This window comes from Pseudovibrio sp. Tun.PSC04-5.I4, from assembly GCF_900104145.1.
Lineage (GTDB): Bacteria > Pseudomonadota > Alphaproteobacteria > Rhizobiales > Stappiaceae > Pseudovibrio.
The window spans coordinates 4,341,730-4,363,209 of the sequence record NZ_FNLB01000006.1 but is presented as its reverse complement, the minus strand read 5'-3'; the positions used below and the strand labels follow the sequence as shown (position 1 = coordinate 4,363,209).

The following is a 21,480-nucleotide window of genomic DNA, read 5'->3' as shown; positions in this document are numbered from 1 at the left end:
GGGTGTTTTAATTTGTAACCTTGGTTGCTTTAACCAGCAAGCAAACCGGAAACCATGACCCATAGAACAGCCATTGGCGCAACAATCCGCATAATCCAAGTGAAGCTGGTCATCAACCCAAACTGCAATGTGCCTTCATTGGTCAATTCCTGCCCAACCTTCTCCAGCACAATCCAACCTGCAAACAGAGCTGTCAAAATACCGCCCAATGGCAGGGTGTAGGCATCAACGCCATAAGCCATCAGGTCGAAGATGTTCATTCCAAAGAACTTAACATCACCCCAAATGCCCATTGCAAGCGAGCATGGAATACCCAGTAGGAAGATCAAAAAACCTACAATGATTGCTGACCACTTGCGCGAAACCCTAAACTCCTCCGCAAAGTATGCAACAGGAATAGCAAGCAACGAAATGGAAGAGGTAAGAGCTGCAATCAAAAGCATCGCAAAGAAGAGGATTTGGAAGAAGTAACCGCCAATCATCTCACCAAACACAGCTGGCAGAGTGATAAAAGTAAGACCCGGTCCGGCAGCTGGATCCATACCAAACGCAAACACAGCGGGAAGAACAAGCAAACCACCAAGCACCGCGACCATAGCTGCAAGGAACACCACCCAGTAAGCCGCATTTGGAATATCAGCGCCCCGGTCAAGGTAAGAGCCATAGGTGATCATCGCGCCCATACCAAGGGAAAGGCTGAAGAAGGCCTGTCCAAGAGCTGTCCGTATCATGGGTCCATCTACCTGCGACCAGTCAGGCACCAGAAAGAATTCAATACCTTCCCACGCACCCGGCAATGTCACACTGCGAACCACAAGAACCATCAACAGGACAAACAGCAGCGGCATCAGCACTTTAACTGCGCGTTCAATACCCTTTGCAACGCCCAGCAACACGATGCCAATAGTGAGCACCATAAAGGCACCATGATACAGGATTGGCTCTCCTATGCCGCTTACAAGCTCGGTGAACTGCCCGGCAAGCAACTCAGGCTCATTCACGTGTATGGAACCAACAACACTCTTCACCAGATATGCAATCGTCCAACCACCAACAACGGAATAGAACGACAGGATCAGGAAGCTGGTGACCACACCAAGAATACCAGTGGGCATCCAAAGCTTACCGCCCAGAGCACGGAAGGCACCGACAGGATTAAGCTTAGCCGCACGACCAATGGCAATTTCTGCCATGATCAGACCAACGCCAATCGTTGCCATGATGAGAAGATAGACCGCGAGGAAAGCGCCGCCGCCCTCGGTACCTGCCAGATATGGGAATTTCCAGATATTACCCAGACCAACTGCAGAGCCTGCAGCCGCCATAATGAAGCCGAAGCGGCTTCCCCATTGCTCACGTTTCATTTTTATTATTGCCAGTCAACATGTGATGGATTGTTTCACTCAAGTGCGGAGACTTGAAATGAATTAAGTGTTGGGGCTGTTTTGATGAAATTTTGAGCCTTGTTGACCCGGCAGATTGTCACAGGCAATTTCACTTACAAGTAAAAACGGGAATACTTTTACTTTACAATTTCTATTAGTTTCCAAAAACTAGACATATGTACTCATATTTGGCGTGATGTAGCTACATAATGCCAATATTAATAGACAAGCAGAGCACACCTGCCTTTTCACTAAAACATCAAATGTCGGAACGCAATTTCCTGCTTTACAAGCCAGCCCACAATTATTTTTCTCAAAACAGCCAGTTTGCCGCCACACCCGACTGTAACAACACGAAAGGCACCGCTAACGCGATGCCTCTCTCAAATTTTTTACATGTACATTGCATCTAGGATTGCGGCCAATGTTCCCTGACACAACGGTATCTTTCTTGTTTGCCTACATCCAGAACAGCGAGTTCACGTGGCAATCTCGCATTCATAGAGTTGACCCAAAAACGCTTAATCTGCCTCAACATCTCTCGTTTCCTTATTAAGACAACTTACGCACGAGACCTGACCTTGCGTAAGTAGAAAACAATGTTTCTCAGAGAACCATCAGACATTCAAGCTGCGTCCGGAGTTTACAATTAAAAAAAGGCCACCCCGAAAGATGGCCTTCTCATTGATTTTTAATGCAATTCTATCGAATTACAGCAGAGCGTGGATCATCACCCAGATAATCGCAATCGGAGCAACAACACGGCACATCCATTTCCATGCAGTGAGGTATGCAAAGGGACGTTCGCCGCCGTTAGTAACTTCATCAGTAAAACTGTCGTAGCTCACCCAACCGGCAACCAGACAAGTCGCAATAGCGCCAAGTGGCAGGAAGTAGTTGTCAGTGATGTAACCAAGCAGGTCGAAGATGTTCATTCCAAAGAACGTAATATCTCCCCAAACGCCCAGCGCCAAAGAACTTGGAACGCCAAACAAGAAGATCGCCAAACCAACCCAGATGGTCGCTGGCTTACGTGCAACATTGAACTCTTCGCAGACGAATGCCACCACAACCTGCAACAAGGAGATTGCAGAGGTGATCGCAGCTACAAACAACAGCAGGAAGAAGCTCAGCTGAATGACCAATCCAAAGGGCAGTTCAGCAAAAATCGCGGGCAGAGTGATAAAGGTCAGACCCGGCCCGGCAGCTGGATCCATACCAAAAGCAAACACTGCGGGAAGGATAAGGAAGCCGGCAAGGACGGCAACCAGCAGATCCAACCCAACAACCCACATGGCTGCATTCGGAATGCTTTCCTTCTTACCCAGATAAGAACCGTAGGTAATCAGCGCACCCATACCAAGGGAGAGCGTGAAGAATGCCTGACCCAGCGCAGCACTCACCATATCCGCATTCAAGTGCGACCAGTCAGGAACCAGGAAGTACTCCACGCCAGCCATCGCGCCCGGTAGCGTCAGAGATCGAACCACCAGCAGCGCCAGCAGAACGAACAGGAGCGGCATCATGATTTTGGATGCTTTTTCGATACCGCCGGTGATCCCTTTGATAACGATCAGCACACTAATGGCCATAAATGCACCGTGATACACAACTGGCTCAACAGCATCTGTTACCAGCGCGCCGAAGTGACTTTCAAACTCTGACCCCGTGTAACCAACAAAACCACCGGTTAACGTCTTAACGATGTAAGCAATGGTCCAACCACCCACAACGGAATAGAATGAGAGAATGATAAACGCGGTCAAAACCGCCAGAAAGCCAAAGACCGACCAGCCTTTGCCGCCAATACGACCAAAAGCGCCAAACGGGTTAGCCTGAGCACGACGGCCCAGCGCAATCTCCGCAATCATGACACACAGGCCAATTGCGATAAGAAATGCCACGTAGACAATGAGGAACGCCCCGCCGCCTTCCGCGCCAACCAAATAAGGAAATTTCCAGATATTACCAAGGCCTACCGCAGAACCTGCAGCAGCCAGAATGAAGCCGATACGACTTCCCCAATGCTCTCGTTGCATGTGACCTAAGCCATTCTTGTTTATTTTGCTAAAGAGTATTTTGAAATCAACTTTCGCAAGTCGTCCAAGTCTAGCAACATAATGCAAGACTCATACCCTATTTATGAAACAGAGTTTCTCATAGATATCCATTGGGTGTCACGATGCTCAGAAGTGAGTAACACTGATTACTACGATTACTTTCGTGAGCTTAACTCAATATGATAAGTAGTACTGATTACATTTATAGATCCGTAACCAATACTACTCATGATATATCTACAACCCTCAATTACATGAGGAGCAAAAGCCACGACCCAGTTCGATCACACACAAAGAAGCAAGATTTGAGACGATCGCAGAGGCCCCTTCTCGCTTTGCACTTTGACACGCAGAATTTGCAGCCGATTGTGAGAACTGGTTCCCTTGAACAACTGCAATCGGGAAACTCAAATCTGTCCGATTGTAGACGACTGAGGTCTCCCCACACTTCAAGATTGGGTAAGGGCCACCGCCATTGCTGCCATTTGCATACAGCACGTCAGCTCCATTGCAATAATCAGTCAAAGGGCGGGGGTTTTGTGCATGGCCTTCTGTTGTAGCCATAATAGCACCGGCCAGTAAAAGACCGAGACACCAAAGAATACGCATTTTTCTTCCTTTATTATTGGCCCCGCTCACACACGTTCATGGCAGGACATTCATAAGGACGAAACACCCAAGCTTATGTGAATAAAAAAGACTGCCGAGGCCACCCCCCGGCAATCTTGTCATGTGCAGTCATTTTCCAGCAAACAGCAGCCTAATAGCTGCAACACCACTCTTATTCCGCAGCTTCCAGAGAAGCGGTCGAACCGATCAGCTCTTTCCGGGCTTTCTCATAGTCGGCGGTAAACGTGGCAACCAACTCTGCAACAGTGCCAATAGACTTAATCGCACCAATGCCCTGACCACAGCCCCAGATTTCTTTCCAGCTCTTTGGCTTGTCCTTATCACTGCCAAAGTCCATGGTTTTAAGGTTGCCTTCCGCCAGATTACTCGGATCCATACCCGCGTTCTCAATGGATGGTTTCAGGTAGTTGCCATGTACACCTGTAAACAGGTTGGAGTACACGATGTCTTCGGCACCACTGTCCACGATCATCTGCTTGTAGGCTTGCTCCGCGTTGGCCTCTTCTGTCGCAATAAACGCAGAGCCGATATACGCCAGATCAGCACCCATAGCCTGCGCAGCTAAAATAGACCGACCGCTCCCAATACTACCTGAGAGCAACAACGGGCCTTCATACCACTCACGAATTTCCTGAATAAGCGCGAAAGGAGAAGTTGTGCCAGCATGACCACCCGCACCGGCAGCAACAGCAATCAAGCCGTCAGCCCCTTTTGCAACCGCTTTCTTCGCGTGGGTGTTGGTGATGATGTCGTGCAGAACAATACCGCCATACGAATGCACCGCATCAAACACTTCCGCCCGCGCCCCAAGCGAGGAAATCACGATTGGCACTTTGTACTTCACACAGAGCGCTACATCATGTTCCAGCCGATCATTGGAGCGATGCACAATCTGATTGACGGCAAATGGGGCTGATGGCTTATCCGGGTTCGCGGCATCATAGGCTGCCAGCTCCCCCGTGATCTGGATCAGCCAGTCCTCCAGCTTTTCCTTCGGCCTTGCGTTAAGCGCAGGAAACGAGCCAACAATACCGGCCTTACACTGCGCAATAACAAGGTCCGGGTTGCTGATGATAAACAGCGGGCTACCAACAACAGGCAACCGTAATGTCTTTTTCAAAATATCTGGCAACGCCATATCAAACTCACTCCCTTTAAGGTCTCACACTGCCATCCCTAATGTGGGCGTTAGGCAGTATCCCCTCTTCGCTTCTTCAATCTGTCCTGAATGTCCTGCATCATGTCGCCGCCCTGATCACCGATCTGAGCCACAACATCCCGGGCACCTAATTCTTTGTAGTCTTGGGAAAGCACCCGCACCTCGCGCACAGCCTCCCCCTTAACTTTGTCCAGCAACTCCAATCGCGGGCCACCTTCTCGCGCTTCCCAGCGCTCACTCCATTGGTGCAGCGCAATCATCACCGGATAAAAATCCAGACCCTTTTCAGTGAGCAGATAAACCGTGCCGCGCTTGTCTTGCTTGTCCTGCTCTTTGTGCAACAGACCAGCTTTGACAAGCCGTCCCAACCGGTCCGTCAAAACACTGGAGGAGATCTGCAAATGTCCCTGAAAGTCATCAAACCGCTTGATGCCCTGAAACTGGCAACGCAGGATAAGCAGGATCCACGGATCCCCCATCTGCTCAATCGCCTGTGCAACCGCACAGTCCACGCCTGCAAAGCTTCTACGCGCTCCGCTCATTGCCAGCTCCAGATCAGAAGTAACTTCGTTTAAAGAAGCTATTTTGACTTTACCTAATCGGCAACCTAGCCATTTGGCTTAATGAGCACGGCCAGGTAGGACTGAAAACATCATCGCAAAGCCTATGTCCCATAAACGCACCGCCCCACGTCCTTAATGCTGATGGCAAAGCCGTACGTGTTGTCGCCACAAAGACAGAAGAACCCGCATAAATCACAGGTCATTTACAGTTCCGGTATTTGTAACAGGTGCCGAACCAGCTATAAATTGGAGACCACGTAAGAGCGGAGCCCCGAAATGCAATCTCGTATTTGCAGAGGGATATGCTCTACCTGCGAGATCTTTTCAGTTTTAAAATACCATGGGTTTTCGAGAGGGGAATAAATGGCGGCGCAATGGTGCATCGGTCTGATGACCGGAACAGTGATGGATGGCAACATCGACATCGCCATGATCAAAACCGATGGCAGAACCATCGAAGAGTTTGGCCCCTACACACTTGCAGCCTACCCCCCCGAAACCAATAAGTTGATCGCCGAGGCAATGGCTGCCGCTCAGAGTTGGAATTTCGCTACTGAGGAGCCTGAAATCTTCTCGCGAGCGGAAAAGGCACTGAGTGAGGCTCAAGGCCACGCAATTTCACAATTCCTTTCAAAAAACACGACTTCCACGCAAAATATTGCGTTGATCGGTTTTCACGGTCAAACAGTTCTGCACCGCGCACCACTCAACGGGAACAAAGGGGCCACCCGTCAACTCGGAGACGGGCAAATCATTGCAGATATCCTCGGCATCCCCGTTATCTACGATTTCCGCAGTCAGGATATTGAAGCCGGAGGACAAGGCGCACCTTTGGCAGCCATCTATCATCAGGCCTTGCTGCGCAGCGCTGGCCTTTCTGAAGATCCAACAGGCACAGCAATCCTCAACCTCGGCGGTGTTGGCAATATCTCCTGGTGGGATGGCAAAGACACGCTGATCGCCTTCGACACCGGACCAGCCAACGCGCCCCTCAATGACTGGATCAACGCCCACGGCAGGGGTGAGATGGATCTGGATGGAAAAATCGCACAAAGCGGTGCCGTTGACGAAGCGCGTCTTAAAGATCTACTCAATAATCCATATTTCACGCAGGCCTACCCCAAATCACTGGATCGCTACAGCTTTACCAAGACCATGGCAGATGGCTTATCCTTAGAAGATGGCGCAGCCACCTTAACCGCCTTTTCAGCCTCCGCAGTTGGCAAGGGGTTGGACTGTCTCCCTCTTCGGCCTAAACGGCTTGTGGTCTGTGGCGGAGGGCGCAAAAACCCTCACCTGCTGCGAGAAATAGAGCGCTGCGCAAACGTCGCAACCGTACAAGCAGAGGACCTTGGCTGGCGCGGAGATGCGGTTGAGGCCGAGTGCTTCGCCTTCCTGGCTGCCAGATGCGACCAAGGCCTGCCCATCAGCTTTCCCGGAACAACCGGCGTACCCTCAGCCATGTCAGGTGGCACAAAAACTTATCCTCGTTCACAGCGGGCATAAAGCGACCAACCTTCGATGAGAACAGGGGAATAAAAAGTGGGAGCCCTTGCCGCCGCGCAAGCACTCCCACCGACCTCTTGTTCAAGCCCCAAAAGGCCTTACTCTCAAATATATATAGAAAAGTTAAGTAGTATATTCTCGTCGCAACGTTATAGATAATTGATATCTCGATGGAAACCCAATCACCTGCAACACAATCAACATACCTAAAAGTTAATTTAACACATACCCCTCATAACGACTTAAACCTAAACTGTTGCAATTCAGTCCCTTGATGTTTTTCCGAGCAATGACAAGTAAGAGTGCACAAATATACTATATAATACTAAGTGGAGCCGCGTAGTTTTAACAGTATAAAACTGTAAGGAAGTGTATGAACCCTTGGTTATCTCGCAATAAGCGACATATAGGCAGTTTGATTTTCACAAAAGTCATGCTACCTCCTTTTTCAGGGAGGAGCAGTCTTTGAAGAGAAGAACTATCAACCGCATCAGCTTTGTGTCCAGCGACACCGAAGGTGCCTTAGCTGCTCGCCAAGAGCTTGAAAAGATGTACGGATTTGTCGCCCCGGAAGACGCTGACGTTGTCGTCGCGCTCGGCGGAGATGGAGTTATGCTCACTTATCTACATAAGTTCATGAACACCGGCATGCCAATTTACGGCATGAACCGCGGGTCCGTTGGCTTTTTGATGAACGAGTACAAAACCGAAGATCTTGTCGAACGCATTGAAAAAGCAGAGATAACTCCGCTTCACCCACTTAATATTGAAGTCATTGATAAGACCGGAGAAGAGTTCACAGCGCGCGCAATTAATGAAGTTTCATTCCTGCGCAAGTCTCATCAAGCTGCAAAACTGCGGATATCTGTCGATGGTCGTGTTCGCATGGAAGAACTGGCATGTGATGGTGTCATCATCTCAACACCGCAAGGCAGCACAGCTTATAACCTGTCAGCCCACGGCCCGATCCTGCCGATAGACTCGCCGCTCATGGCACTTACTCCCATCAGTCCATTCCGACCAAGACGGTGGCGTGGGGCCCTGCTCTCCACACAAAATACCGTTAAGATTGAAGTCCTTGAGGCAGATAAGCGCCCTGTAAACGCGGCAGCTGATCACCTTGAATTCCGAAATGTTATCAGCACAACGATTTATCAGGATGCTACGGCACAAAGCTGCATCATGTTCGATCAAGATCACAGCTGGGACGAACGGATACTCTCTGAAATGTTCAAATACTGAGATGGTGCAAGTCTGAACCGTGCGGGGATAAATAAAATTCTCCACACACCAACAGAAACTTGGCATTCCGTCTTGAATTCGTTAGAAATTAATATCTACTCGAAACACACGAGTACATCCGGGAAAGCAGACTGAGGAATTACGCAGAACATGGCTTCTCAACCCACATCAGACAAACCTGCCCCGGAACGCATTAAAACTCCCAACGACCTTTCGAAAAAAGTACGGAAGATGTCGAAAGTCGAAGCTGCAAAGTTTGATCCAGTAAAAGCTGCTGAAGAAGCTATTGAAAAGCTCTCCGGTCAGTTTGAGAGCTGGATGGGTTCTGAAGTTGACTGCCTCAAAATAGCCAATGACGCGGCTCAAACCTCTGATTTTTCATCAGAAACCTATGACGCATTGTTCCGTTGCGCTCACGACATCAAAGGCCAGGCAGAGACTCTGGGCTTTCCACTGATCGGGCGGGTCGCCAACAACCTGACGACGCTTCTGATCGTTGCCCACACCCAAGGCTCCTACCCTAAGGAGCTGATCTCGCAGCACGTCAATGCCATCAGAGCAATGATTTCAGAGGATGCACGCGACAGCACCAGCAAACTCGGTGTCGCTTTGGTCATCCGTCTGGAAGAAGCCAGCGAGCCGCTTACACAATTGATTGACAGCTAATAAATTCAAATATTTAAGTAAGATCTAAGCAACGTCGCTGAGCATCTCAGCGACGTGAGCGCGCGCACTTTCACGTGCAGCCTCATTGGAGAGACGATGCAGCAGATCCTGTAGATCTCCCAGATCCTCGATGCCAAGATTATCTTCCAACGCAATCAAGTCGCCAGCAACAATGCGAGATTTCGCCCAGTGATCGATCTGCATGTTTTCAACACGCTGCCAGCTGCTGATGCATTCCTGAAACAGAGCATGCGTCCGGTCCGGCAACCCTGCCGCAGATAACACGCGTCGCAAAGAAGGACCATCCGGCGTACCAAGTGCATCAAACACCTCGTCATCTCCGTGACCTGACAAGCGAGCCAATGATGACGTCAGAAGATTAAAACAACCCGTCACAGCTGCACGTAACAGCAACACGCTTGTCATCTGGGCTGAGACAACCAAATGCTCAACCAAACCATGAACTTCCTTCTCCGAAGCGCTCCAGGCCAATGAGATGGTTGATCGGTCCTGAGCATCTGCAACAAGCTGTTCCGGCGCACGCATATTCCGCGCGCCAAGAACTTGCGGATGACGGCTCAAACTTTCCGTGTAGCGACGCAACATCATATGGCGAACCTGCAGAGGAACATCTTCGCGCAACATCAAAGCGTCTTTCACATCTCTACTGTCACCAAAGCGCTCAACAACACGCTCCATGCTGGTAGCTGTAATTTCAGTTTTGCTATTAGAAAGCAAAGCAGCACACGCGCTTTCGCAAGCAACTTCACAAATTGCAGCGGCCAAACTGACAGAGATGTTAGGGCGGCTCGCAACTGCACCACACCGCTGCGCAGATCCAGTGGCAACAAGATCGATAAGTTCACTCTCTGGAATAATGGTTGCGCCAGACAGCAAAGGCAGCGCGACAACATCTTCATCAACAAGCAACGCGGAAAGAATGTGTTGGGGAATAACCTCAGCACTACCAAACGCGTCCCCGAGAGCAACACGCACGGCAAGATCACGGTCATCCAGGAGGAACGTCAAAGCAGCCTCAGCTTCATCATACTCAGAACCTTCAAGGTCCGAGTACAAAAACGCACGTGCCAACGCACCTGCTGCCAGCGCTCGGCTACCACTTGGTGCATGCTGCACCCAGTTTAGAAAACTCTTGATAATCATGGCACTCAGAGACCTGTATCCACCAACTATGGGTAGAATTAATTAATCATAATGCTTAAGGTTTCGTTCACCGCGATCACAGATCGATGTAAAACTACAAATTTTCATGAAATAACAAGATTGCCCTAAGGAGATCTTTGAAGATTTAAACCTTCTTACTTAGGGATCTTCCACTGATCTGATTCTGCGCAAGGAACTTAGTCAGATCCAACGGTGCGCCAGACGGGCGCGCAACAGGCCGTGGTGCTGAGAACTGCTGACTGATCGATTCTTGCACTTCAAAACCAGAAGCCTTAGTCGCACTCACAGCTTTGGATGCAGCAACCTCATCCGCATCAGTCGTGCGGAAGAGAGATTGGAACGGGCCGGTGTTTTGATCGGTAGTCGCCCGCCAGGCAGTCAGAATTCGGCTCTCAACGCGATGCCCATCGATAGGCTTGGTAATTGGAGTATTACCAACACCAACAGGTGCTTGCGCTTCACTGCCCATCGCCTCATTGAACCGGCCGACCAATTTAGCATGAACATCAAGCGCAGAACGGGCCTGACCGTCCTTACTATAGAAAATAGCCTTATTAGCGCGAGCTTGAAGCGGAAAAAGATCCGCCGCCGCTTTTTGAGGTTGCTCCTTAACCGCATCTAACAGGCGTAAACTACCATTCACGCCCAAAAAGTGTGCAAGATACAATTCACCTGCAGATGGGTCGCGCCCCAGCGAAGACGACAAACCGGATTCATTGTTCTGCGCCAAAGCGCCTGCAACCAGAGAGGAAACTTCTGGGTCATTCCGCAGGTCCAGCAGTTGCTTTTTCAACTGCGGATTATCCACGCGGTATTTGCCACTAGCATCGACGCGAATGTGTTTAGAATAATCTTCAAGCCCAAGCTCCTCACCGTTTTTCTTCAGAGTCTCGAGCCAGGTAGACTCGATAAACTGGAATAAACCGGAAGCAGAAGAGGTTTTGGCTTTGGCATTGGGATCGAAAGATGACTCTCGGGCAGCGGCCTGAAGGAGGAATCCAAAAGACGTGCCAGTCTTTGAACTGGCCTTTTGAAAAGCCAATTCAATACGTCCAGCAATAGAAGGATCACCTGCAACCTTCACGAATGTGCACTCCGTATAATACCACTAGTTAATATCCCTTAATACTAGTTAACAGAAAGTTAACTAAAAATAATGTCGCACTGAAATCACTGAACTATTTAAGATCTAATAGGAAAAATCAGGTATCTATCCTTTAATCTCAGGAGAGCTACACTTCAGTTTCTAATTGGATTAGGAGAGAGCACTATGAACTGCCTATTCTACACAACCGCCACCGCTCTAATCCAAAGCCTTAAAAGTAGCAACCTGCACAACGCTTCCCTTGCAGTACAGCCCGAAAAATCGGCCACTGAACGAGAGCGTTACGGCCCACCGCGCGTACTCACCCATCTGGCAAGCCAATACGATATCTACCTTGTTCTGGATGAGAGCTCCGAGCGAACCATCTTATCCACCATGGCTCCATACGTTGATCTGAAACTTAAAGGCACCATACCGACCTTTATCAAGGCTGGAACGGATATTGAGCGCCTCCATACGATACTTTCTGTTTTTGAGGCAGAACATGGGCTTCAGGATGAAAGCCTGCACATCATCGCGGAACTTGGAAAATACCCCGTTATATTTAACCAAACTGTTGGGCTAATTCATTCCAGCCCACGGCTGACCACACTGGCATGGAATGAGGAGGCATTGAAAGTCGCGCTCAATGCCAAAAGAACGAGAGACGATCAAGGCAATCTCCTCTCACCTTTCCTCTTTGCACAGACCCAGTGTTTGTTTGCAGCCAGGTCTGCGCATCTCAAAGCATTGGATTCGACGAGCCCCTATATCAACGATAGAACAGCCATGACAAAGGACTGCAGCGAAGCCAAACAGCTTGGGTTTGATGGAAAATGGACTTGCGCGCCTGACGACATCAGGATCATCGAGAAAACGTTTGTCTCTCCGGCTCAATGAAATGGGCACTGAACGCGCCCACACAGCTAACTATTTTCAGCAACAACAGGCCGTTCAATCTGGAACAGAGAATCCACCACTGAATAATCTTTGTATCCCAACCGAGCCAATGGCTTCATTTTCGCCACATCAAGTATGCCGTTAGTGAGCACACTCTCATCGATATGCACACCTACAACCTGACCCAGTATAAGCCAACTGTTGGTCTCATTTCCGTCAATATCAACAAGGCGCTGAATATTGATGAGCTTACATTCCAATGCTGTTTTAGCCTCCAGCACACGCGGAGCCTTAATCAGATTGCTCTCACCAGCAGTCAATCCGGCCAGCTCGAATTCATTGATATTTGAGTCAACCATTGCAGAGGACATATTCATCGCATCCGCAAGATCAAGGGTGGCTTGATTGCAGACGAATTCGCCTGTCGCTTCAATATTACGCACAGAATCCTTGTAACCACTGGACCCAATTGCAACAATCGGCGGCGTATCACACACTGCATTGAAGAAACTGTAGGGCGCCAGATTTGGCGTCCCATCCTTTGACAGTGTAGAAATCCAACCGATAGGACGTGGTGCTACAATTGCTTTGAACGGATTATGCGGTAAACCGTGGGGCTTATGTGCCTCGTAAAACATTAATCAGTTCCGTCTTTCACGCTTCGATCTTTGAGGATACATCCTCAAAATATTCAGTAAGTTGAGCTACATCGGGTCGCGGACGCTCTGCTGGTTTCACACTCGCACTGCCAATATGAAGGAAGCCTGCAAACCGCTCGCCCTCGCGAGCACCAAGGTAAGCAGCGGCCTCGTCGTCATAGGCATACCATTCCGTAAGCCATTGGCCTGCAAAGCCGAGTGAAAAACAAGCGTTCAGCAGGGAAAGGCAGACAGCTCCCACAGCGAGTTCTTGCTCCCAAACGGGAACTTTGTGGTCGCGATTTGGGGAGGACAAAACACCAACGACCAATGGCGCCCGCATAAAGCGTTCCAGTTCCATCGCGGTGGTATTTTCACCAAGCGGCCCTTCCCGCTCTTCGGCAATCTCGGCAAGCTTTTTACCGATGGCTGCGGCCTGTGGGCTTTGGTAGACAACAAATCGCCAGGGAGAAATTTTCCCATGATCGGGGACGCGACTAGCCATTCCCAACAATTCCTGAACTTGAGCGCTGTCAGGACCGGGAAATTCTAGCGTTACCGCAAGGTGAGAGCGGCGAGTTTTGAGAAAGCTCGCTAATTCGGGGAGGTTTTTATGTTCCAATGTCACGTTTCTTTTCAAGATCAACACAGTTAAAGCTAAGCAATAGTCCTATACAGGATTTCAACTGTGTCAATTGGAGGGTGGTCCTGCCTCATTCTTGCCTCATTGCCTATCAATCCCCAAGGCACTCAGTAAAAATTTATAAAACACTTCCAAATCACAGTTTGTCACTGTAATCTGAATTCTCTAGTGATAAAGACGGTTTTGTATTTACTGTCACATTCAAGTAACACTTTCGGAAGTAATAGCGAGAGCCCAAGTGAAGTTAGAGCGGATATCGACGTTCAACAAAGCGCTGCAGCGCGTAGCGACAGCCACTCTTTTCGTGGCCGGTATTGCATTGCTTAGCACCTCCGCTCAGGCAACCGGACCAATCCCGGTTTCCAAGCCTGACTTACCGTTTTCTAAAGAAATCCTGGACTTAAGTGCAAAGCCTGACAGGACCATTGTTCCACCTATCAGCTACGACCCACTGAGCGGGTATCAGGGCCAATCCCTGGCACCAACATTTGGAACCAACTTCCTACCGTACGCTCCACCAACTGTTGGCACAGAACAACCACTTATTGGCGCTAAACCAGTTCTCTACCTTGTTGCCAAACTTGCAGAAGATACCCCAAACCTGACTCGCGGCCTCAAATGGCGTGTCTATGATTCCAAAGAGAATACGGACGGCTCCCTGAATATGGTGGCCTCTTCTCAGGATCAGGACGCTGAGTTCCGTTTGGAACCGGGCACCTATCTGGTCCACACCTCATTCGGTAAAGTAACCGCAACCACACGCTATGAACTGACCAGAGGCGTTAAAACAGGCACCATTATTCTCAACGCTGGTGGCATTCGTCTAGATGCAGCACTTGGCAACGAGCAGAAGATGCCGCGCAAAGATGTCCGCTTCAACATCTACGACATGACCTACGACAGCGTGGGCAACCGTGGTTTGGTTGCCTCTGACGTCAAAGCAGGTGAGCTTGTCCCTGTCAGCGCAGGCACCTACCATGTAGTAAGCCGTTATGGTGATGTGAACGCGGTGGTTCGGGCTGACATTCACGTGCAAGCGGGCAAACTGACCGAAGCAACACTCTACCACCAAGCAGGCAATGTAACATTGAAGCTGGTGAGCGCAAAGAACAAGACGTCCCTTGCGAACACATCATGGACGATCCTTTCTCCGGGCGGCGATACTGTTGCAAGCGGCAACGGCGCATTCCTCGACCTGACCCTTGCAGCAGGAACTTACACCGTGATGGCTCGCAACAATGGCGAGATGTACCGCGATGAGTTCACCGTAAGCCCAAGCATCAACAGTGTTGAAGTGGAAGTTCTTACAGAGAACCCGATCTGATCCAAAGTGATTAGACCAAACCAGACAAGGCGCCCACTCAGGCGCCTTTTTATTTGCCTGCAATCACCTCAGTCTCATACAAAAATCATTCACACCCTTCCGACTACCAAACATCCATAGCTCCCCACATTGACGAGTATCACCAATGCGAGCTTCCAGACCTCACGCGAAACTGAGGGATTTTCTGGCGGTAGACCATCAAAAGAAAAAGGGCCGGCAACAGAAAACCGTCACCAACCCTCAGAGTTAAATTAAGACTTTAACGTTTAAACGCTTACTCTTTCAGATCTGGAGGCGTTGCCTCATCTGTCAGGCTCGCAATTGCTTCATCCAGTGTCATGGAGGTCTGGTCACGAGAACCAAGACGACGGATGCTCACAGACGTTTCTTCTGCTTCACGCTTACCAACCGCAATGATCACAGGCACTTTGGCAAGTGAGTGTTCGCGAACCTTGTAGTTGATTTTCTCGTTCCGCAGATCAAGCACACCACGCAGACCAGCCTTTTTCAGAGCCAGCTGAACTTTACGTGCATACTCATCGGCATCTGAGGTGATCGCAGCAACAACAAACTGCTGAGGTGCCAACCACAATGGGAAGTGACCTGCAAAGTTTTCAATCAAGATACCAAGGAAGCGTTCCAGAGAACCACAGATCGCGCGGTGAATCATCACTGGCTGCTTCTTCGCACCATCACTGTCCACATAGAAGGTGCCAAAACGCTCTGGAAGGGTGAAGTCAACCTGAGTGGTACCGCACTGCCATTCACGGCCAATCGCATCACGCAGGGTGTATTCAAACTTAGGTCCGTAAAACGCACCCTCGCCTTCCAGAATACCAGTCTTGATCCGACCTTCTGACTGTTCTTCAATTTCCCTCAGAACTTCAGACATCACAGCTTCAGCATGATCCCAAACTTCATCAGCACCCACACGCTTTTCAGGGCGTGTTGAGAGCTTCACAACAATCTCATCAAATCCGAAATCTTTATAAACGGACAAGATCAAATCGTTGATCTTGTGACACTCAGCCGCCAGCTGCTCTTCTGTACAGAAGACGTGCGCATCATCTTGAGTAAACGCACGAACGCGCATCAGACCATGCAGAGCACCGGATGGCTCATAGCGGGAAACCGCTCCGAACTCGGCCATACGCAGCGGCAAATCACGGTAGGACTTCAGGCCGTGCTTGTAGATCTGTATGTGACCCGGACAGTTCATCGGCTTAATCGCGAAGACACGATGGTCTTCGGTTTCAGTCGCGAACATGTTCTCGCGGTACCATTCCCAGTGACCGGAAGTCTCCCACAGAGACTTATCAAGGATCTGCGGTGCGTTCACTTCCTGATAGTCATCAGCAAGGCGGCGACGCATGTAGTTGGTCAGGTTCTGGAACAGCTGCCAGCCTTTGTGATGCCAGAAAACAACACCGGGACCCTCCTCCTGGAAATGGAAGAGGTCCATTTCGCGGCCAAGCTTACGGTGATCGCGCTTCTCAGCTTCTTCAAGCATGTGAAGGTAAGCTTTGAGATCCTCATCATTAGCCCATGCCGTCCCGTAAATACGGGTCAGCATTTCGTTGTCAGAATCTCCGCGCCAGTATGCACCAGCAACCTTCATCAGCTTAAATGCCTGACCAACCTGGCCAGTTGATGCCAAATGCGGACCACGGCAAAGGTCAAGCCAGTCGCCCTGCTTGTAGATCTTGACGGTCTCATTTTCCGGGATCGCATCTACAAGCTCAACCTTGTAATCTTCACCTTTGGAAGCGAAATACTCTTTAGCTTCGTTCCGGCTCCAGATCTCTTTGGTGAACTTTGCATTCCGCTTAACGATCTGCTGCATCTTCTTCTCGATTTTCGGCAGATCATCAGTGGTAAAAGGCGCTGCACGTTTGAAATCGTAGTAGAAGCCATTCTCGATAACAGGACCGATCGTAACCTGCGTTTCAGGCCACAATTCCTGTACCGCTTCAGCCATCACGTGAGCCGCATCATGGCGGATCAGTTCAAGCGCACGCGGATCATCGCGCGTAACGAATTCAATCGCAGCATTGGCGTCAATCGTGTCAGAAAGATCGCGCAACTCACCATCAATAGCGATCGCAACGGATTTCTTCTGCAAAGATTTGGAGATACTTCCCGCAACCTCAGAACCAGTGGTGCCTGGGGCATATTCACGAGTGGAATTATCGGGAAAAGACAGTTGAAGCATATCAAGTCTCCAGCTCACTCCTGCAAACAAGGCAGGTAAGCGGTTTGGTGTTAAACATGGGATGTTTGAATATACAATTCCCGGCGCAACGTCCAGATCATTTTGCAATCATTCAGCCAGCTTTCTGGTCCTCAATCAGCTCACCCACAGAAGTTACACACCTTGAATACTAACTGGTTCACAAGGGTTTAGCTGGTCAACACTCACGCCCCTCCTCATACTTGGTGGCACGATTGAGATTCGACAGATAGGATCTAATGAAGTGCAGGACGCACACGCATTGGCATCCATGAGGAGCTAAGCATGTCCACGCAGAAGCCAAGGCTCTACTTTGACCTAACAACGCTTCGGCAAAATCGCTCAACCTCCATTCAGGCAAATGGCGTCACCAGAACGCTCTTTGAAACAGCCAAGCGCTTTTTCCAAAGCGATATTGAAGTCACTTTCATTTGTCATGACGCCCGTGAGAATGAGTACGTGAGCGTGGACCCTGCTCCCTTCTTTAATAGGAACCAGCTTAACCCGGCAGCTCTGCCAGATTTACTCGGCGCCCCCGTCAAAACCTTCAATCCAGAAAAATATAGGAACCAAAAACTAAAAGGCCTCTTTCATCGGTTTCGCCATTCTCTGCGCACTCACGTCAAAGAAACAACTGGAGCCTACGAAGGCGCTGCATTGGGAAGACCCTTGCGAGACATTGACGCCCCGTTTTTATGCCTTGGCAATCTGGAGGAGGTTAGACGCCTCTGCGAGTATGCAAAAAGCCACGCACCCTATGTGCCGGTCTACGCTATGATCCACGACATCTCGCCACTTCGCCTTAACGATCCAGAGCAAGACGCAGGCGCCAAAGTTTGGTTAGAGCATCTCAGGCGCACAGTAACCACTCGCCCGCACATCATCGCCAATTCTGAATTTACCAGAACCGATTTCCTGAAGTATTTGGCAGAGCAAAAGCTCCCCTCACCTCAAAGCACCAAAGTCGTGCATTTAGCGCATGAATTTTTGACCGGAGAACCTAAGTTACCGCTCAAACATTCGCCGAAAAATGGTTTCTTTCTGCTTTTGGGTGATATTCGCTATCGAAAGAACGCAAAACTCGTATTCGACGCGTACTTGCACATCCTTGCGAATGATAAGGATGCCCAGTTGCCACAATTGGTGTGCGCAGGCCTCATCCCCAATGGCTCGTTTGCAAGCTTGAACACAGATCAGAAATATACGCCAATCGGAAGATACGTCACCATCGTACAGTCACCCCCACAAGAAGCTTTGGCAGCGCTTTATGAGCAGGCCGTAGCCCTCATCTACCCCAGCCTGTTTGAGGGGTACGGTTTACCAGTTGGCGAGGCTTTATGGATGGGAACACCCGTATTAGCGTCCAATGCCACGTCTATTCCAGAGGTTGGTGGAGACCATTGTCAGTACTTTGATCCCAACAATGCGGAGGAGCTCGCCAATCTCATGGTATCAACGGTAAATTCTCAGGAAACGTTGCGCGCAGAAGTGCCAGACAGATCGGAATTACGATCCTGGGAGGATGTGCAGTCGGAGATTTGGCAGGTCATTACAAAAAACAACACAACATCAGATAAACGTGCGATGCACGAAAACAACCGAAGCGCAGCTCCGGCATTATCTTAGTTTGGTTTTACAGGAGCGTTGTCGAGCTTAAAGATTTGAACCACTTTAAAATATTCGCAGACCAGCTTCATATCCGGCGCATAAACACCGTTGCGCTCAAAGTACTCTTTATGACCCTGCTGCCAGTGCTCAAGGCTCAAATCACCTTCGCCTTCAAGCACAGCCCACACTTCATCAATTTCATCAAATTGACGAGCGGTCACCGTGATCATCTCAATGATGCAGGCTTCCTGCCCTTTGCCATCCAGAATCACAAACTGGTCACCCGGTTTCGGCAAAGTCTCGCCTTCAGCCTCATAAGAATGAAGGTCACCGCATGTTGCGGTTTTCATGCCATTCAGGACAAGTTGCAAAAGTTCATCGGCAAGCTCTGGGCTATCACCAAAAGAAAAACTAGGGAGATTTTCGGAAGTGTCGGACATCGCAATAACCACCAGATCTAATTGATTTCTCTGAAGAAAGGTGGTGGAGGAGGTTGGATTCGAACCAACGTAGGCATAGCCAGCGGATTTACAATCCGCCCCCTTTAGCCACTCGGGCACTCCTCCGTCGCATAAGCCAAGTAAGCTGCGGCGTTGAGGACGGTTTATCTTCATTTGTACCCTACTTGTCAACGCCCCATTTAAAATTGAGTTGGGAAAACAACGGAAAAGGCATTTTTCGATCCCTATCTGTGAAAAACCACCCCTTGCACACTCGGATTAATCAGTGATTTTACGGATTCCACAACCAACAAAGCTGAGAAATACAATTTGCGTAAGTAGTTCTTTATTAAGTGAAGATCCCGGATCTACCAGAGGTTGCTGGACGTTATTCCACGCTGCTCCATTATCTCGGCATCCTCCAGTGAAGCCTCGAGCCTCACCCTGAAGCAGAAACCAATATCTGCGAAAAAAGGACGTCCACATGAGCAAATCATGGTTTCTTAACGCAACAGTTGGCATCTCCTTATTTCTCGGTACATCCCCTCTTCTGGCCGATACTCTTACAAATCAGAAGCCTCTGGGAGGATCCGCTGACACCTCACTTTCCAAATCTCCAACTTCAGCACTCAAACAAGCTCCAACAACAACCAACCTTGCCGACACCCTCATCGTTGAGGGCGGCGTTCCGACACCAATTGCACGCAACGCAGAAAGCAGCATACGCACACTGGCAGGCTCTTCCAGTGCCAGCATATCTGCGGAGACTGTAGAGGCATGGCTTGGGAGGTCAATTAATCTGGCTTGGAAAGCCACCAAAGAAGGCACTGAAGCTGCCGAAGAGACCTTTACGACATTTATATGCAATGCAGAGAAGCTGGCATGGAAGTCGACAACAACGGAGTTAGGCCCTGCCAAAGGGTCGGCGAACTACACCGTCCAGCAGGTGACACCTACCATTACGCAGATATCGTGGAAAGATAACCCACAGGAATCCAATCTTGGATGGGTCTGGACGTTGGACGCTGCAACGGGGAAAGCCTACGGCGTTGTGGTCAACTCCCAACCATTCGAAAATCTGCCTATTACTGGCGAATTTACGGTGCAGATAACACCAACTGCCGAAGAAAAAGAGCAGTTCGCCTGTCCGTAACAGGTGAAAGTCAGTCCTTCAAATCGAACCGGGTATTGGGGTCAATATGATCTCCAGTCCAATGACCATATCGCCATGGCAGATACCACTTCGCATCAGTAGGTAGCACAACCGGCACCGGGTCAAATCCACTTGCACCATAAGGATTGCACCTAATAATACGCGAAAGGCCAATCCAACCTCCTCGCCACAATCCGTACTTGCCAATGGCATCAGCAGTGTAATGAGAGCAAGACGGTTGATAGCGGCAGGCACGCCCCAAAAACAAAGAAAGGGTGTGCTGGTAAATCCAGATTAGCCCAATCCCAAGACGGGCAGCTAGGCTGACGGGAGACCCGTTCTTGGGCAAATCCAGTTTACACATATATATCGGACCTAAGAAACAGGTGCTTCAACATCATCCAGCGCTTTGACCAAAGCCTCAAATGCCAACATAGTAGAAGCGTGTCGCGCTTTGTACCCTCGCACGGGCTCAAGAAACGCCAAATCAGCGAAACGGCCCGTTGGCGGCGCTCCATTTTCCTTCAGCATAGCGTGCAACTGCGTATAAGCCTCCCTGATTTCAGTAGGAGACGCACCAATGACGTTTTTGCCTAAAATGGAAGCAGATGCTTGCCCAAGCGCGCAAGCTTTCACATCCTGAGCGAAGGAAACAATCTGTTCACCCGCCACACAAACCTCAACACTTACTGTTGAACCACACAAACGTGAATGTGCTTTCGCCTGCGCCTGAGGGTTTTCCAGATGCCCCAGATGAGGAATATTCCCTGCAAACTCAAGGATCTTGCTATTGTAAATGTCATCCAACATGTAAAACTCTAAGCTGATAAGCTGACTAACGCTTTAGATCTAGAAGAGACCTAGGATCACTCCCTAACAAGGGAAGACCCTTTCCTAACCAAGACATCTATCTTATATAGGTGGTGCTGCCGAGACCTTGCTAGAGGTCAAAAGCGGACTATTGCAACCTAGCACACATTACCTAGAAGAAACCATAGGTGCCAATTTATTGGCTATCTAATTGGGTTGTCGCAGCCCACAGCCTGCGTCATACTTTTGTTTCT

At 49.6% G+C, this 21,480-nt stretch carries 20 protein-coding genes and 1 tRNA gene; 7 read left to right on the top strand and 14 right to left on the bottom strand.

The window, feature by feature from the left end:
• Window positions 1-29: 29 nt before the first annotated feature.
• The 5 genes from BLS62_RS25450 to BLS62_RS25430 all read right to left on the bottom strand — a co-directional run bounded on the left by BLS62_RS25450 (window position 30) and on the right by BLS62_RS25430 (window position 5,776).
• Window positions 30-1,364, bottom strand: a complete 1,335-nt coding sequence (locus BLS62_RS25450; RefSeq protein WP_093187866.1) for a sodium-dependent transporter — start codon at window positions 1,362-1,364, stop codon at window positions 30-32.
• A 731-nt stretch (window positions 1,365-2,095) separates the two neighbouring features.
• Window positions 2,096-3,424, bottom strand: coding sequence for a sodium-dependent transporter (locus BLS62_RS25445; protein ID WP_093187863.1), 1,329 nt, complete (start codon window positions 3,422-3,424; stop codon window positions 2,096-2,098).
• Window positions 3,425-3,691: 267 nt separating this feature from the next.
• Window positions 3,692-4,054, bottom strand: a complete 363-nt coding sequence (locus BLS62_RS25440; RefSeq protein WP_093187860.1) for a hypothetical protein — start codon at window positions 4,052-4,054, stop codon at window positions 3,692-3,694.
• A 172-nt stretch (window positions 4,055-4,226) separates the two neighbouring features.
• Window positions 4,227-5,213, bottom strand: coding sequence for an NAD(P)H-dependent flavin oxidoreductase (locus BLS62_RS25435; protein ID WP_093187857.1), 987 nt, complete (start codon window positions 5,211-5,213; stop codon window positions 4,227-4,229).
• A gap of 50 nt (window positions 5,214-5,263) precedes the next feature.
• Entirely contained in the window at window positions 5,264-5,776 is a 513-nt protein-coding gene (locus BLS62_RS25430) for a winged helix-turn-helix transcriptional regulator (protein ID WP_093187854.1), read from the bottom strand.
• A gap of 384 nt (window positions 5,777-6,160) precedes the next feature.
• Between BLS62_RS25430 and BLS62_RS25425 the strand changes: the two genes are divergently transcribed.
• The 3 genes from BLS62_RS25425 to BLS62_RS25415 all read left to right on the top strand — a co-directional run bounded on the left by BLS62_RS25425 (window position 6,161) and on the right by BLS62_RS25415 (window position 9,211).
• On the top strand, window positions 6,161-7,303 hold the full coding sequence (locus BLS62_RS25425; RefSeq protein ID WP_093187851.1) for an anhydro-N-acetylmuramic acid kinase: 1,143 nt from the start codon (window positions 6,161-6,163) through the stop codon (window positions 7,301-7,303).
• A 465-nt stretch (window positions 7,304-7,768) separates the two neighbouring features.
• Window positions 7,769-8,545, top strand: a complete 777-nt coding sequence (locus BLS62_RS25420; protein ID WP_093187849.1) for an NAD kinase — start codon at window positions 7,769-7,771, stop codon at window positions 8,543-8,545.
• A 150-nt stretch (window positions 8,546-8,695) separates the two neighbouring features.
• On the top strand, window positions 8,696-9,211 hold the full coding sequence (locus BLS62_RS25415) for an Hpt domain-containing protein (RefSeq protein WP_093187846.1): 516 nt from the start codon (window positions 8,696-8,698) through the stop codon (window positions 9,209-9,211).
• 24 nt (window positions 9,212-9,235) lie between these two features.
• Here BLS62_RS25415 and BLS62_RS25410 read toward each other — a convergent pair whose 3' ends face one another.
• Complete coding sequence (locus BLS62_RS25410; RefSeq protein ID WP_093187843.1) at window positions 9,236-10,375, bottom strand: DUF2336 domain-containing protein; 1,140 nt, start codon at window positions 10,373-10,375, stop codon at window positions 9,236-9,238.
• A gap of 145 nt (window positions 10,376-10,520) precedes the next feature.
• The gene (locus BLS62_RS25405) at window positions 10,521-11,480 is read right to left on the bottom strand and encodes a lytic transglycosylase domain-containing protein (RefSeq protein WP_093187840.1); all 960 of its coding nucleotides are present in this window, start codon (window positions 11,478-11,480) and stop codon (window positions 10,521-10,523) included.
• Window positions 11,481-11,666: 186 nt separating this feature from the next.
• On the opposite strand from BLS62_RS25405, the gene BLS62_RS25400 reads away from it, so the two are divergent.
• Window positions 11,667-12,380 carry an aldolase/citrate lyase family protein gene (locus BLS62_RS25400; RefSeq protein ID WP_093187838.1) on the top strand — a complete coding sequence of 238 codons (714 nt, stop codon included), beginning with the start codon at window positions 11,667-11,669 and terminating at the stop codon, window positions 12,378-12,380.
• Window positions 12,381-12,406: 26 nt separating this feature from the next.
• Here the strand turns inward: BLS62_RS25400 and BLS62_RS25395 are convergent, their stop codons facing one another.
• Both BLS62_RS25395 and BLS62_RS25390 read right to left on the bottom strand, forming a co-directional pair.
• Window positions 12,407-13,018, bottom strand: coding sequence for a flavin reductase family protein (locus BLS62_RS25395; protein ID WP_093187835.1), 612 nt, complete (start codon window positions 13,016-13,018; stop codon window positions 12,407-12,409).
• Window positions 13,019-13,034: 16 nt separating this feature from the next.
• On the bottom strand, window positions 13,035-13,646 hold the full coding sequence (locus tag BLS62_RS25390) for a nitroreductase family protein (protein ID WP_280141880.1): 612 nt from the start codon (window positions 13,644-13,646) through the stop codon (window positions 13,035-13,037).
• Between the two features lie 253 nt (window positions 13,647-13,899).
• Here BLS62_RS25390 and BLS62_RS25385 point away from each other — a divergent pair, with 253 nt between their 5' ends.
• Window positions 13,900-14,985: a hypothetical protein gene (locus BLS62_RS25385; RefSeq protein WP_093187833.1), complete on the top strand. Its 1,086-nt coding sequence runs from the start codon at window positions 13,900-13,902 to the stop codon at window positions 14,983-14,985.
• A gap of 274 nt (window positions 14,986-15,259) precedes the next feature.
• Here the strand turns inward: BLS62_RS25385 and thrS are convergent, their stop codons facing one another.
• Window positions 15,260-17,197 carry a threonine--tRNA ligase gene (thrS, locus tag BLS62_RS25380; RefSeq protein ID WP_093187830.1) on the bottom strand — a complete coding sequence of 646 codons (1,938 nt, stop codon included), beginning with the start codon at window positions 17,195-17,197 and terminating at the stop codon, window positions 15,260-15,262.
• Window positions 17,198-17,500: 303 nt separating this feature from the next.
• Between thrS and BLS62_RS25375 the strand changes: the two genes are divergently transcribed.
• Window positions 17,501-18,841 carry a glycosyltransferase family 4 protein gene (locus BLS62_RS25375; protein WP_093187827.1) on the top strand — a complete coding sequence of 447 codons (1,341 nt, stop codon included), beginning with the start codon at window positions 17,501-17,503 and terminating at the stop codon, window positions 18,839-18,841.
• On the opposite strand, the gene BLS62_RS25370 is transcribed toward BLS62_RS25375, so the two are convergent.
• Window positions 18,838-19,263 carry an ASCH domain-containing protein gene (locus BLS62_RS25370; RefSeq protein ID WP_093187824.1) on the bottom strand — a complete coding sequence of 142 codons (426 nt, stop codon included), beginning with the start codon at window positions 19,261-19,263 and terminating at the stop codon, window positions 18,838-18,840. The genes BLS62_RS25375 and BLS62_RS25370 overlap by 4 nt on opposite strands.
• A gap of 41 nt (window positions 19,264-19,304) precedes the next feature.
• A tRNA-Tyr gene (locus BLS62_RS25365) sits at window positions 19,305-19,389 on the bottom strand.
• 358 nt (window positions 19,390-19,747) lie between these two features.
• Between BLS62_RS25365 and BLS62_RS25360 the strand changes: the two genes are divergently transcribed.
• Window positions 19,748-20,416 carry a hypothetical protein gene (locus BLS62_RS25360; protein WP_093187822.1) on the top strand — a complete coding sequence of 223 codons (669 nt, stop codon included), beginning with the start codon at window positions 19,748-19,750 and terminating at the stop codon, window positions 20,414-20,416.
• A 10-nt stretch (window positions 20,417-20,426) separates the two neighbouring features.
• On the opposite strand, the gene yidD is transcribed toward BLS62_RS25360, so the two are convergent.
• Together yidD and BLS62_RS25350 are read right to left on the bottom strand one after the other, a co-directional pair.
• Window positions 20,427-20,780, bottom strand: coding sequence for a membrane protein insertion efficiency factor YidD (yidD, locus tag BLS62_RS25355; protein WP_093187820.1), 354 nt, complete (start codon window positions 20,778-20,780; stop codon window positions 20,427-20,429).
• An 11-nt stretch (window positions 20,781-20,791) separates the two neighbouring features.
• Window positions 20,792-21,226, bottom strand: a complete 435-nt coding sequence (locus BLS62_RS25350) for an iron-sulfur cluster assembly scaffold protein (RefSeq protein ID WP_093187818.1) — start codon at window positions 21,224-21,226, stop codon at window positions 20,792-20,794.
• Between the last annotated feature and the right edge of the window lie 254 nt (window positions 21,227-21,480).

Bases quoted from the DNA above. Each gene is read 5' to 3' on its own strand.
- yidD (WP_093187820.1), bottom strand. From the start codon at position 20,780: ATGTGTAAACTGGATTTGCCCAAGAACGGGTCTCCCGTCAGCCTAGCT.
- thrS (WP_093187830.1), bottom strand. From the start codon at position 17,197: ATGCTTCAACTGTCTTTTCCCGATAATTCCACTCGTGAATATGCCCCA.
- BLS62_RS25415 (WP_093187846.1), top strand. From the start codon at position 8,696: ATGGCTTCTCAACCCACATCAGACAAACCTGCCCCGGAACGCATTAAA.
- BLS62_RS25395 (WP_093187835.1), bottom strand. From the start codon at position 13,018: ATGTTTTACGAGGCACATAAGCCCCACGGTTTACCGCATAATCCGTTC.
- BLS62_RS25450 (WP_093187866.1), bottom strand. From the start codon at position 1,364: ATGAAACGTGAGCAATGGGGAAGCCGCTTCGGCTTCATTATGGCGGCT.
- BLS62_RS25350 (WP_093187818.1), bottom strand. From the start codon at position 21,226: ATGTTGGATGACATTTACAATAGCAAGATCCTTGAGTTTGCAGGGAAT.
- BLS62_RS25430 (WP_093187854.1), bottom strand. From the start codon at position 5,776: ATGAGCGGAGCGCGTAGAAGCTTTGCAGGCGTGGACTGTGCGGTTGCA.
- BLS62_RS25400 (WP_093187838.1), top strand. From the start codon at position 11,667: ATGAACTGCCTATTCTACACAACCGCCACCGCTCTAATCCAAAGCCTT.
- BLS62_RS25435 (WP_093187857.1), bottom strand. From the start codon at position 5,213: ATGGCGTTGCCAGATATTTTGAAAAAGACATTACGGTTGCCTGTTGTT.
- BLS62_RS25440 (WP_093187860.1), bottom strand. From the start codon at position 4,054: ATGCGTATTCTTTGGTGTCTCGGTCTTTTACTGGCCGGTGCTATTATG.
- BLS62_RS25370 (WP_093187824.1), bottom strand. From the start codon at position 19,263: ATGTCCGACACTTCCGAAAATCTCCCTAGTTTTTCTTTTGGTGATAGC.
- BLS62_RS25360 (WP_093187822.1), top strand. From the start codon at position 19,748: ATGAGCAAATCATGGTTTCTTAACGCAACAGTTGGCATCTCCTTATTT.
- BLS62_RS25445 (WP_093187863.1), bottom strand. From the start codon at position 3,424: ATGCAACGAGAGCATTGGGGAAGTCGTATCGGCTTCATTCTGGCTGCT.
- BLS62_RS25375 (WP_093187827.1), top strand. From the start codon at position 17,501: ATGTCCACGCAGAAGCCAAGGCTCTACTTTGACCTAACAACGCTTCGG.
- BLS62_RS25410 (WP_093187843.1), bottom strand. From the start codon at position 10,375: ATGATTATCAAGAGTTTTCTAAACTGGGTGCAGCATGCACCAAGTGGT.
- BLS62_RS25425 (WP_093187851.1), top strand. From the start codon at position 6,161: ATGGCGGCGCAATGGTGCATCGGTCTGATGACCGGAACAGTGATGGAT.